10 protein-coding genes are annotated in these 12,901 nt (G+C 36.2%); 5 read left to right on the top strand and 5 right to left on the bottom strand.

All coding sequences use genetic code 11. The annotated features are described in order from the left end of the window. Nucleotides 1-14: 14 nt before the first annotated feature. The 4 genes from HUB92_RS04025 to terL all read left to right on the top strand — a co-directional run bounded on the left by HUB92_RS04025 (nucleotide 15) and on the right by terL (nucleotide 4,595). Nucleotides 15-278 (top strand): hypothetical protein, encoded by a 264-nt coding sequence (locus HUB92_RS04025; protein ID WP_155975176.1) that lies wholly within the window; start codon nucleotides 15-17, stop codon nucleotides 276-278. Next, entirely contained in the window at nucleotides 279-1,529 is a 1,251-nt protein-coding gene (gene pstA / locus HUB92_RS04020) for a phosphate ABC transporter permease PstA (RefSeq protein WP_015589336.1), read from the top strand. Nucleotides 1,530-1,535: 6 nt separating this feature from the next. Then, on the top strand, nucleotides 1,536-2,333 hold the full coding sequence (locus HUB92_RS04015) for a phosphoribosylformylglycinamidine synthase subunit PurQ (RefSeq protein WP_209472466.1): 798 nt from the start codon (nucleotides 1,536-1,538) through the stop codon (nucleotides 2,331-2,333). Between the two features lie 819 nt (nucleotides 2,334-3,152). Continuing rightward, on the top strand, nucleotides 3,153-4,595 hold the full coding sequence (terL, locus tag HUB92_RS04010) for a phage terminase large subunit (protein ID WP_209472464.1): 1,443 nt from the start codon (nucleotides 3,153-3,155) through the stop codon (nucleotides 4,593-4,595). Nucleotides 4,596-4,987: 392 nt separating this feature from the next. Here terL and HUB92_RS04005 read toward each other — a convergent pair whose 3' ends face one another. The 3 genes from HUB92_RS04005 to HUB92_RS03995 form a co-directional block, all read right to left on the bottom strand. After that, complete coding sequence (locus HUB92_RS04005) at nucleotides 4,988-5,965, bottom strand: LD-carboxypeptidase (RefSeq protein ID WP_209472462.1); 978 nt, start codon at nucleotides 5,963-5,965, stop codon at nucleotides 4,988-4,990. Beyond that, nucleotides 5,965-6,582: a lipoyl(octanoyl) transferase LipB gene (gene lipB / locus HUB92_RS04000; RefSeq protein ID WP_010081985.1), complete on the bottom strand. Its 618-nt coding sequence runs from the start codon at nucleotides 6,580-6,582 to the stop codon at nucleotides 5,965-5,967. Before lipB ends, HUB92_RS04005 begins: the two co-directional genes overlap by 1 nt. A gap of 139 nt (nucleotides 6,583-6,721) precedes the next feature. Continuing rightward, nucleotides 6,722-7,488 (bottom strand): IS5 family transposase gene (locus tag HUB92_RS03995; protein WP_410543338.1). Its coding sequence is split into 2 segments (ribosomal slippage): nucleotides 6,722-7,161 and nucleotides 7,161-7,488, totalling 768 coding nucleotides; the frame shifts between segments, so codons are not numbered across the junction. Nucleotides 7,489-7,594: 106 nt separating this feature from the next. On the opposite strand from HUB92_RS03995, the gene HUB92_RS03990 reads away from it, so the two are divergent. Continuing rightward, entirely contained in the window at nucleotides 7,595-8,788 is a 1,194-nt protein-coding gene (locus tag HUB92_RS03990) for a phage portal protein (protein ID WP_209472460.1), read from the top strand. Between the two features lie 54 nt (nucleotides 8,789-8,842). On the opposite strand, the gene HUB92_RS03985 is transcribed toward HUB92_RS03990, so the two are convergent. Together HUB92_RS03985 and murJ are read right to left on the bottom strand one after the other, a co-directional pair. Then, entirely contained in the window at nucleotides 8,843-11,386 is a 2,544-nt protein-coding gene (locus HUB92_RS03985) for an AsmA family protein (RefSeq protein ID WP_182282701.1), read from the bottom strand. Nucleotides 11,387-11,389: 3 nt separating this feature from the next. After that, nucleotides 11,390-12,877, bottom strand: a complete 1,488-nt coding sequence (murJ, locus tag HUB92_RS03980) for a murein biosynthesis integral membrane protein MurJ (protein ID WP_010962984.1) — start codon at nucleotides 12,875-12,877, stop codon at nucleotides 11,390-11,392. Nucleotides 12,878-12,901: the final 24 nt, after the last annotated feature.

The raw sequence follows: 12,901 nt of genomic DNA, 5'->3' as shown, positions 1-12,901 counted from the left end.
TACAATAGGGAGTGATGTCAATTGTGTCATCTCAGAACTCTCTCTTGTCATCCCAGTGCGTGACACACAACTGTACGAACATTGTGTTTGCCTCCCGCTGTGGTGTCATCCCAGTGCTCCGACACTGGGATCCAGCATTCATTATTCTCCTTTTGGTTTGTGCTTTCATGGAAAATGTAAAAATTATTTGCAGGCAAAGCCTGCTGGATCCCAGTGTCAGCTACTTGCATGACAAAAAAGGGGAAAGTTTTTTCAAATCCTCGTGTAAAGAAAAATAAATGAGTATAAAGAAAAAATTCCTTAAATTACTTCAGTCAAGGCGTGTACATGCTCGTATAAAAAGGAAAAATAAAAAGAACAGAGCGTTACGCTTTTGTTCTTTCACGGCACTAGTTATCTCACTTGGCTGTCCTGTGTGCATATTGTTGAGTATATTAGTTAACTCTTACAGTGCCTTAACAGTAACGAAAATTTTATTGCCAGTTGAAATAAATGCTGATCTTACTTTGGCGAGTAATCCTAGTGATTTGCGGTATAAGTCCATTGGCTTACTCAACGATTCTTTACGTAAGGTGTTTGGAGGAACTGATTTTAAAGACGGTGACGAAATTTTAAGTCGTAATTCTTACAAAGAACTAGAGAAATTTTTTCGTAAGAAAGTAAAAGATAGTGGTGAATATGAGATCTGGTTTACCGCGTCAAGTATAATTAATTCAATAAATAAAGATAAATATTTGAATGATCGTTATGCTAAATTACTTGATTGGCTAAAAGAAAAGAGGAGAGTGAAAAAATTTTTTAATAAGTCTTTATTCCTTAAATCTGACTCTCGTGAACCTGAAAATGCAGGGATTTTAGGAGCGTTTATCGGTTCATTAATGACAATTATAGTGTGCCTAGCATTAGCATTACCAATAGGAATTATGTCGGGCATCTGTCTTTACGAATTTATGCCTAAAAATAGGCTAATGACTAATATTGTAGAAATTAGCATAAATAATCTTGCTGCAGTGCCTTCAATAATATTTGGTGTAGTGGGCTTAACTCTCTATCTTGGCATATTTGGGCTACCACGCTCTTCACCACTTGTTGGTGGAATGACTCTTTCATTTATGATGTTACCTAATATTATAATTGCAACAAAAAATGCCTTTGCGAATGTTCCTATTACGATAAAAGATGCAGCGTTTGCGCTCGGTGCACCTCACATCAAGGTGATATTAGATCACTCTTTACCGATTGCGTTACCAAGAATAATACATGGTACTGTGCTTGCAATTGCAAGGATTTTAGGTGAATCTTCTCCTTTACTTATGATGGGTATGGTGGCATTTATTGCTGATACACCTACGTCCTTTTTCGATCCGGCGACTGTTCTACCTGTGCAAATATACATATGGTCAAGCAATCCTGAAATTGCATTTGTTGAACTTGCTGCTATCGCAATTATAGCTTTATTATTGGTGTTATTTGCGTTAAATTTAGTAGCAAATTTTGTAAAAAGGAAATTCGAATTTTTTAATTTTTAGCAATTCATGAAAATCACAGTCCTATCTGGTTATGGCTTAAATTGCGAAAAAGAAACTGCATTTGCATTTATGGAATGCAGCAGAAAACTTGGTATTGGTAATATTGAAGTAAAAATCGTTCACATTAACGATATCATAGATAATCCAGGTGAACTAAAATTAAGCAATATACTTGCAATTCCAGGGGGTTTTTCCTATGGTGATGACACTGGTGCTGGTAATGCGTTTGCTTTACGTATTAAAAACAACTTGTTGGATGAGTTTCAAGAGTTTTTATCTCAGGACAAGCTGATTATAGGAATATGTAATGGTTGTCAGATATTAGTAAAATTAATTCCAGAGTTCTCTAATCTAGCTTTAATCCATAATGATATAGGCAATTACCAATGCCGCTGGATTAGAGTGAGAGTTAATTCAAAGAGTAATTCTGTTTGGCTACGGGATCTGAGTGAACTATATCTCCCTATTGCTCATGGGGAAGGCAAATTTTTTATGGATCAAGATATTTTGAACCAATTGATTGAGAGCAATTCCACCGCATTACGTTACATTGATAAAAATGGCAACTATGCTAACCTACAATTTCCTTACAATCCGAATGGATCTACATACGACCTAGCAGCTTTATCAGATAAAAGTGGAAGAGTGCTAGCTTTAATGCCCCATCCAGAAAGGGGAATATTTTTTACCCAGCAAGATAATTGGCCCCTTGAAAAAGAAAAGAGCAAGCGTTTAGGTGTTGCTGTGCCAAAATATGGCGATGGAATGCTTATATTTGAAAATGCACTAAAGTATTTTTGTTAAAATTTATTGATAGGGATTTATGGTCGAAATTATCCCCTGATATTGCAAAAAACTTGCTTGATAAACTCCGCCAGCGCCCTTATCATGAAAATGAAGCTATTTATTTATCTTCGCAATCTGCAGATTAAAACGACAAAGGGAACTTTGTATTTGGCGTAAATCATGCTTAATTTTTTGCACTATGTGCACCTCATGTCTTTATAAAACTTTTAGGTTTCTACCTATACAAGCAGAAACGCGCTTATAAAGCGTTCAAGACATCAAAAGACGTCAAATAGAACAAGGGAGAATTTGAATACTGGCTACCCTGGGGATTCTTTGCCTTTTTTTTCTGCGTAGTAAATTTCTTAAACATTTATAGCTAAGGTTAGTTGCATTTAAAAGCAGCTAAATTGCAGCGTTTAAGACTTAAAAAACGCCAAATTGACAATAGAGAGTGACCGGGGCTTCTTTTGCCTTTTTTTTCATTTGGTAAATTTCTTAAATATTTATGGCTAAACGACAATCGTCATCCCGCTACGTGTTAGCGGGATCTATGTTAAGAGATACCGCGAATGAATCGCGGTATGACGGTTCGCGGTGGCATGACGATAACCTCGTCATCCCGCTGCTTGTTAGCGGGATCTAGAGATACCGCGGCGGTATGACGGTGTAGATAGTATCCCGCTACGTGTTAGCGGGATCTATGTTAAGGTATGACGGTTAAGTAAGGGATCTATGTTAAGAGATACCGCGGCGGTATGACGGTTAAGTAGGGTGTCATCCCAGTGCTCCTTTTTTTGTCATCCCAGCGTCACGCGCTGGTTTCAACATTATATCATGAACTTTCTAAAATTCATTGAGTTATGCTTTCAAACGGTAGTGCCGGGGTGTGAGTATAATGATTATCAGTATATAAAAGTCATAGCAGACAGACTTGAAGCGGCAAATGTTGGCAAAATGAGGCGAATAATATTCAATATGCCTCCGCGTTCAATGAAGTCCCTGTGCATAAGCGTTGCGTGGCCCGCATGGATACTGGGAAATCAGCCCACTGCAAGAATAATAGTTGCAAGTTACTCCCGGCTGCTTAGCGAAAAACACTCGCTCGATACAAGGTGTATAATGCAGTCTAGTTGGTATAGAGAGCTATTTCCAGAGGTAGAACTATCCAAAGATCAGAATACCAAATACAAATTTCAAACAGTGCAGAGAGGATACAGAATCGCAACATCAGTTGGAGGAACACTAACTGGTGAAGGTGGTGATTTTATCATTGTGGACGATCCGCTCAGTTCTGCTCAAGCTTTGAGTGAAACGCTTAGAAAGCGTGCCACAAACTGGTTTGATCAGACTTTAGTAACCAGGCTGAACGATAGAAAAAAAGGAGTCATCGTTCTTGTAATGCACAGGCTACACCAGGAGGACTTAACCGGACACCTTCTCTCCAAGCCAAAAAATATATGGCATCATATTTGCTTACCGATGATTTCTGAAAATAAGAAGATTATCTATTCAATCAAAAAGCCAGCGCATCCTGTTTCTGTCATCCAAGTAACTACAACCAGTAATAAAACAGCATCGCGTGCTAGACCTGCAAAGATGTTATACTCAAGAGAAGAAGGCCAGCTATTATATCCCCTCTATGGAGGAAAAAAAGAAGTTAAGATGATAAAAGTCGAACTTGGGAGTTACGCTTTTGCTGCACAATATCAACAGAACCCTCTGCCACTTTCAAGTGGTATAATTAAACGAGAGTGGCTGAAGCGCTATAGAAATTTTTCTGATAGTCTCTCATATGTCACTCAGAGCTGGGACACTGCAGTTTCAACAAGCAGCATGAGCAACTTTAGCGTCTGCACCACCTGGACAAAAGTGGGCAATAAATTCTATTTACTCGATGTATATCGCGCAAAGCTTGAGTATCCAAAGCTTAAAGAGCAAGTTCTGTCACTAGCTGCAAGATGGACACCGCACGCAATTTTAATCGAAGCAAAAACAAGTGGTCAGCAATTGGTGCAAGAGCTAAAGACAAACAGTGATTTACCAATTATCGAAATAGTACCACATGATGACAAACTCACTCGATTTTATCAAATTGTTCCGATTATAGAGTCTGGCAAGGTTTTTCTGCCGCACCAAGCAGTATGGCTGAACGATTTTAAGTATGAGATTTTAATGTTTCCTGAAACTCGACACGATGATCAAGTGGATAGTACCGTGCAATATTTGCAGTGGGTGAGAGATAGTAGCTCTAGGGTCGCAGCTTTACGGGCATTGTGATTTAAGCCTACCAGATCCAAGTAGTCAGCTACTTGCATGACACCCTGACAACCGTCATCCCGCTACGTGTTAGCGGGATCTAGAGATACCGCGAATGAATCGCGGTATGACGGTTCGTGGTGGTATGACAGTTCGTGGCGGTATGACGGTTCGCGGCAGCATGACGATAAGCTCGTCATCCCGCTATGTGTTAGCGGCTAAGAGATACCGCGGCGGAATGACGGTCTGCGGCGGAATGACGGTTAAGCAATTCGTCATCCCGCTACATGTTAGCGGGATCTCTTGTTAGCGGATGAGATACCGCGAATGAATCGCGGTATGACGGTTAAGTACGTGTTAGCGGCTAAGAGATACTGCGGCGGTATGACGTAGAGCTCGCGTTAGCTATAAGATTAGCTAACATTCTGCACGTCCATAAAAAACAAACCTTCTTTTTCGTCTTGAACGCTAATAATAGCGTGAGTGTTAAAAGGTAAAGGATCATTTGTATGTCCATGGCCTACCCCTTTCATTGTAAATACAGGAAAGTTAACACTTTTTGCAAACCTTTCTTTTACAACTTCAACAAGGTTATCGTTATAGCAGTTAACGAAATCCCCAAAGATTACTGCATGTACTCCATCAAAGATGTGAGCTTGTTTTAGGTGATCTAAACTGCGCTCTATTGCGTATGGGTAGACTCTTATGTCCTCTAAAAATAGAATTTTACCTTTCGCATTTATTTGCCAAACAGTTCCTATACTGTTTTCAACTAAAGTCATATTACCACCGATGATTTTAGACTTTAATCTGCCATCTTTTAGTCTAATGCCATTATTTATCGTCTTTAGGTTATCAAATCTGATAGAATCCCGCTTGTTAAGAATTAACTCTTTCAATTTTTCAACAGAGCTTTCAGAAACGGAGTTATTTACTATCATTTCCAACATGGTGCCGTGAAGAGTTTGCCAATCATATTTAGCTTGTAGATGGATGTGCAAGGCAGTTATATCGCTATAGCCTATGAGGATCTTTTTGTTTTGAGCAATCCTTTCTTTTTTATAATTGGGTAACTTTTCTAGATAGGGAATTAACCGAGAAGCCCCTTCTCCTCCTCTGATACACCAGATTATTTTACTATCACCGGTTAGTGCACTAACCAAATCATTTGCTCTGAATTCATCAGAGTTGGAATAAAATGGATTATCATTACTATATATTTTCTCCGAAATATGGGGATTAAAATCCAAAGCTTCTACATATTCTTTTATAGTAGTCAGATCTAATTCTTTTCCCTTCGAAGAAGGAGCAATAATATCAACTTGGTCGATTGCATGAATACCTGTGTTAGCACATAAAGTGAGAATGAAATATAAAAGGTAAACAATCATTAAAATATCTTATAAAACTCTTTTTTTAGTATATCATCCAATTCAGAGAGTGGAACTTTCACTCCTAGTTCTTCCATTGACGTGACGCCATAACCTTGCAACCCACAAGGAATAATACCCTTATAGTGAGAGAGGTCTGGAAAGACGTTAAGCGCTATGCCATGATAAGTTACCCATTTTCTTAAGCGAATACCAAAAGCTGCAATTTTTTTTTCTACTCCGTTATGGTTTACCCAAATGCCTATTCTATCTTCTCTAAACTCTCCAAGTATATTAAATTGCTTTAAAACATTTATGATCCACTTACTTAGATCTCTAATATATAGCTTTATATCGCATTTGTTTCTTTTTTTAAGGTTTAACATTAAATATATAATGCGCTGTCCTGGACCATGATATGTGTGTTTACCACCCCTTCCTGTTTTATATATGGGAAATAGTTTTTCAACAATATCATCAGCTGTTGCACTGATTCCTGCAGTATAAAGTGGAGGGTGCTGGAGTAGCCATACCAATTCGTCTGCTGAATTATTGTGAATTTGTTGAATTTTCTCTTCCATGGATTTTACAGCACAGTTATAATCAATAAGCTGATTAGATATTAGCCATTCTGTCATATTCTATTTCTTTTTTTTTAGTATAGCAGTTCGTTCTTTTCCTGTCACCCAAGTGCTTTCCTTCCGTCATCCCAGTGCGTGACACTGGGATCTATGTCTTAGTTTAACTACAGAATCTAAGAACCTGTCTTGAAAGGAACTAAGCAGCTAATTTAGCAAGCATAATAGTAATCATATTAAAGGAGATATTAGTTTTTGAAGTAAGAGGAGAATGCTCATAATCCTTGCTCATACGTCTAAAATTGGAAAGCCAAGCAAAAGTTCTTTCAACAATCCACCGTTTAGGAATAACTTGAAATCCTACAGCATCAGCTGCTTTTTTAGTAATCGTCAATAAACATCCTGTTTTCAATAAACAGTAATTTTGCAATTTACCAATATATCCCTGATCAGCGAGAAACCTTTGTAGCGTTGAAGCTTTTCGTTTAGCTTGAGTAAAAAGATTTAGAGCACCATCACGATCTTGAATGCCTGCACTATGAACATCAGCTGTAATAATTAGGCCTATTGTATCCACAATGATGTGACGTTTTCTACCCTTTATTTTCTTGCCAGCATCATATCCTCTGGATCCCCTTTTTGAGTGGTTTTCACTGATTGACTGTCAATTATTCCTACCGAAGGTATTTCATTTTTGCCAACCATTTTTCTTACCTTTTTTACTAACATATCGTGTATTTCTTCCAATTTGCCACTATTACGCCACCTGAGAAAATAATCATACACCGTTTTCCATGGCGGAAAATCTTTTGGCAGCATTCTCCACTGGCAACCACCTTTCATTATGTATCTTATTGCATTAATAATTGTTCTAATATTGTACTTTCTTGGCCGTCCTACTGCACCTTGTGCAACACTTGGCTCCAAAATTTCCCATTCTTTGTCACTTATATCACTTGGATACATTTTTACCTACTATTTTTTACTTATCTCATCATATTCTCTTTCTCATTTCTTTTCAAGACAGGCTCTAAAACACTTTTAACTTTTAAACATCTTTCATGAGGCACATATGAATTTCAACATCTTTCAAAGAAAAAAAAGCGCAGTATTTACTAAATATTCTGCTTTGCAGCTAATGATGGAGCCAAGTTGGAGTAAGCGTGATTATGTAAGTTTTGCTGAGGAAGGTTACATAAAAAATGTTATTGCCTTTCGAGCAATCAATATGATTGCAAATGCTGCATCTTCGGTACCTCTTACTCTCTGCCAGCTTACTGACCAGGGAAAATCGCAACTAAAAGCCCATCCATTACTGAAATTACTTTATTCTCCTAACCCAATGACATCAAAATCGGAATTTATTGAGGGGATTGTAACTTATCGGTTAGTTAATGGCAATTCTTATATATTGATGATTGAGTCACAGAATAGTAGAAAACCACCAACAGAGCTTTATCTTCTGCGCCCAGATAGGGTTGAAATTGTTCCAGGGAGAAATAACGTTCCTTATATCTATCGTTATACCATAAATAACAACAGTTATGACTTTAAAGTTGATAAACTAACTGGATGTTCAGCAGTGTTGCACTTAAAGACCTTTAATCCTTTGAATGATTGGTATGGGTTATCACCAATTGAGGCAGCTGCATATAGCATAGATCAACATAATCAGGCGGGTGCTTGGAATCAAGCGATGTTGCAAAATGGGGCAAGACCAAGTGGTGCAATAGTTGTAAAATCAGCAAAAGATGGAAGTGGTGGAAGTTTAAGTCAAGAGCAGTACCAACGCTTAAAAGCGCAGATAAATGATCATTATTCAGGTTCTATAAACGCTGGAAGACCGATATTGCTTGAAGGAGGCTTGGAGTGGAAAGAAATGAGCTTATCGCCAAGGGATATGGATTTTATTGAGTCCAAACACAGCTCAGCTCGTGATATTGCGCTAGCTTTTGGCGTTCCACCGCAATTGCTTGGCATACCGGGTGATAACACTTATAGCAATTTAGTCGAAGCACGCTTATCCCTCTGGGAGCAGACGGTTTTACCAACGCTAGAAAATATTATCTGTCACCTGAATTCTTGGCTGACACCAAGATTTGGTGAAGATCTGTGCTTGTCGTATGACAAAGATGCAATAGAAATTCTCATGGAAAAAAGACAAAAGTTGTGGAAATACGTAGAAAACGCAAGCTTCATGACGCTCAACGAAAAGAGAGAAGCATTTGGCTTGCCACCACTGCCAGGTGGTGATGAGTTAGGTTAAGTTTGTATCCGTTCAGATGAGTTTATTGTCCCCTAAACCGTACACCTAAGTAAATTAACTATTTTTCTTGCCAACCAGAGCGATGAAGATTTGGTCTACATCAAAACTCATCTTAGGACGCCAAATAGGGCCATCCAAATGCATATCGATATAGATTGGATTACTATAATTTGGTGGTATGAAAAAGAACCTGAATATAGAAGCTAAAGCGAAGTTAGATAAGGTTAAATTAGAAGAGATCGATCCTGATGCTTGATCAATCCCGAACTGTAAACTAGTTGAACATATACCACTCTTAATACTTGCTTTTCCGCTAATATTTTCAAAAAATGTCTTGCCATTATATATATCAACATAAGCAAGTGTGGAAATTTCAGATTTATTCTTACTGCTTAACAAATTAGTGATAAATGAATTGAAATCTACATTAGTAACTTCTATTCCTTGCGCTTGTAAGTTTACATCTCCTGATAAGTTACTAGCCCAATCATGAAAACTTTTTCCTTGAGTTTTGATTTCACCATTTAAGCTTACCTGACCATTTACATTGTCAATTCCTATAACCTTACCAATCTTTTTAGTGTCCAAATTTACAATAGAAAATCTTGTATTTATTGAGTCTGATCTTAAATAACCCTGAAAAAACACTTGCCCGCGTTCTAATACGTAACTTGCCTGCCTGATAGTGATAGTGTTGTTTCTCATTACCGCATCCAAATTAAAATCTTTTAAAACATTCTGCTCGGTTTTAAATTCTGCAGTATTGATTTGCACATTTGCATCAAAGCCTTCTTTATCATCCAAAAAATCAAGCTGCTTTGTTGACCATTGAATTTGATCTATCTCATTTCTTGAATTTCTTTTCGTCTCTACTAAATTTGGTAATGTAATAATTTTTCCATTAAATTTACTGCCCGTAAGGTTAACATCTAATAAAGGTTTGGCGTATTTTTGATCTGCTAATATTTTTGCATTACCGGTAATATCGAAATCTTCTCCAGATAGTTTTATTTTATCTGCAACTAGCTTACCTTTTTCCATTTTCAGCAAAAAATCCAAATTTTTAATTTTCGTATCATTCAATGTAAGGTTATTAACACGGGCCTTTATATTTGTATCATACTGAAAATTTTTCAGCCATTGCATTTTAGGTAAACTGCTAAATAATGAATGATCATATTTATCTGCATCAAGATTATGCATGCTAAATTCACCATCGATCACACTGCGTTTTTTTGTGTGGCTTACTCTAATTGATCCTTGCAAGGATTCCTTATTATTTAGCAGTCTAATGTCTGAGATAGATAATATTCTTGGTGCAAGGTGCAGTTTAGAACTTAGTGTAAATTGATTTTTCTGGTTTTCTTTCATCTTTATAGAAGGGAAAAAACATGAAATGAATGACTCAAAATCATTTCCTTCGACTAATAAATCACCGTTGAATTCAGATAGGACATTATTGTTTGAGATCTCTCCTGATAAGTAAGATATATTATTGATTCCAGGAAATTTAAGAAGCGTATTAACTTTTACTTTGCCATCAGTGGATTTTAGTACAGCACGGAAATTGTCCAATATTTTGTTTTGATATTGAATGTTAGAAGCTTCCATATTAAAATTTAAGCTCAAGTTCTTTGGCACAACTGCTCTAAAACATTCCAGAAGATCCTTCATATTCATTGTTCTTTGTGAATCATTTTGTATGGAATCTAAATCAACTTTACTGAAGCTAATATTGAAATTAGTGTGATTGCCTTTTCTATCATTTTGTATTGTACCGCTGGCTTGCATGCTTTTGGAATCAATTTTTAAGTCAGTTGCCGTAAACTCACTTTCATTAAGACTTATATTGGATGATATCTTGATATTTTCGCTAGGAATAACACAAGAGAGAAAGCTAAGATTAATGATTTTTGCTAAATCACTCACAGAACCGGAACTGTTATTAATTGTTAATGTTAAATTACCCTGGAGTTCTTCTTGATTTCTATTACCTGTAAATAGCAAATTTACAAAATTTGATTCAACACTAATGTGTACATTCCTTTTTGTGATATTAACCTTTCCTGAAAAATCGTAATTATTATCACCTACCTTTACTTTACCAAAAAACTGCTTATTTTTTTTTACAGCAACTTCCTTTATGTTAACAATATCAGCGAAATCATTCTTGAAACTTACTTGGCTGTCTTTTATTACTATATCGACTGTGTTACCACTGGCGTTTGTATTTATAATATTAAGTAAATTTTCTTTGTTGCTTTTCATGCCAAACAATGTGATTGACTTTGGTTGCAACGAAAATAAAAACAACGATAGGAACGATGGCCTTATTTCAATTTTTCTTACACTAATTAAATCTGACAACTTTTGCTCTTTATTTTCGTTGTATTGTACGTATACATTATAAATAGTGAGCTTTGGGGTAATCAACGAAACTTTAATTTTTCCCCCAATATGCACTTTAGCATCATACGTCTTCTCTAACTCTTTTATGATATATTTCCTGTAGCCACTCCAATCCTTAAAAGTTGCAGCAACATGCATGAGAATTAATAGCAGTGAGATTGATAATATAGCATATAAAGAAAGTCTCATAATTTACACATGCTTAAAGTTTCCCTTAAATATTAAATAGAGAATACCAAAATAAACAATAACACTCAAAGCTATTAAAGTCGTTAAATAAACAATACGAGCCAACATTTTATCAAAAAATAATCCTGCCAACAAAGAATTAAAAATATAAAGGGCTATTGACATGACTGCCGTTGCTACAAAAATTTTCATGACATTTAACAATAACGCTTGGCTAACCTTATACATTTTATTTATTGTTAAATAACTAATTAATAGAATAGAGTTTATCCAAGTGGAAACGGAAGTAGCAATAGCAATCCCCGTATGCTGATACTCGTTCATTAACAAAAGGTTTAGCACTACATTAATTCCAAGACACATTAGCGAAAATATGGTTGGTATTTTCAGATTGCCTTTAGCAAAAAATGTAGGTAGCAATACTTTATTTATAATAAATGCAGGTAAAGAAAGAGAAAATGCTATTAAAGTGGGAACAGTTTGCTGCACTGCATAATGATCAAACCGGCCGTAAGAAAAAAGCGTAAGTAAAATTATGTCGGGAATAATGATAAAGGCAGCAGTTGTTGGCATAATTAACATTAATCCTATGTTGAGAGCCTTGTTCTGTATTTTGACTATATTTTCAGTATTATCCACCTGTTTTGAAATTAAAGGAAGAAGCACTGTACCAATTGCAGTACCGATTATTCCCTGCGGTAGTTGATTTAGTCTATCGGCATAATATATATAGGACACCGCATTTGGTATAAAACTCGCCATGATTGTATCAATCCATAAGCTTATTTGAGTTACACAATTGTTGATAATTGCAGGTATCACACGCTTAAAAAATAACCTTACTTCATTGCTTAATTCAAGGCTAAAAGAAAAAGCTGCCTTTAACTTGTATGCACTAAATAGTATCAAAAGTAGCTGGAAAATTCCTCCTATAAGGACAGCTATAGAAAGGTTGTGCGCTGGAGTTTTTACGTAAGGCACAAACAAACTGATGATTAAACAGAGATTCAAAACGATTGGTGCAATAGCTGTTGAAGCAAAATGCTGCTTTACTTGCAGCATTCCACCAATAAGTGATGCAATTGAAACAAAGATTATGTAGGGCATCATAATTCTTGATAAAGTAACAGTAAGGGTAAACTTACTTTGGTCAAATCCAGGAGCAAAAATTTGAATCATATAAGGGGAGAAAGTTTGCATGATAAGGCAAAAAATTACTAAGATAATAAACGTAATGGATATTACACTACTTGCAAAATTAAATGCCTTTTTATTATCATATGATTCTGTCGAATATAATGGTATGAATGAGGTAGTGAACGCTCCTTCTGCAAAAAATGCTCGAAATAGATTGGCAAAACGAAACGAAGAAAAAAATATGTCTGCAAGAGAGTTCGCACCAATAACCGTAGCAATCAATACATCTCTTATTAACCCTGAGATCCTTGAAATAGCCGTAAAAAAACTAAATGTGAAAATACTTTTAAACATACCACTACTTCATTAGTGTCAATA

This window comes from Wolbachia endosymbiont of Wiebesia pumilae, assembly GCF_017869285.1.
GTDB lineage: Bacteria > Pseudomonadota > Alphaproteobacteria > Rickettsiales > Anaplasmataceae > Wolbachia > Wolbachia pipientis.
Note: the sequence above shows the minus strand (reverse complement) of the source record. Positions and strands in the feature narration are given on the sequence as shown.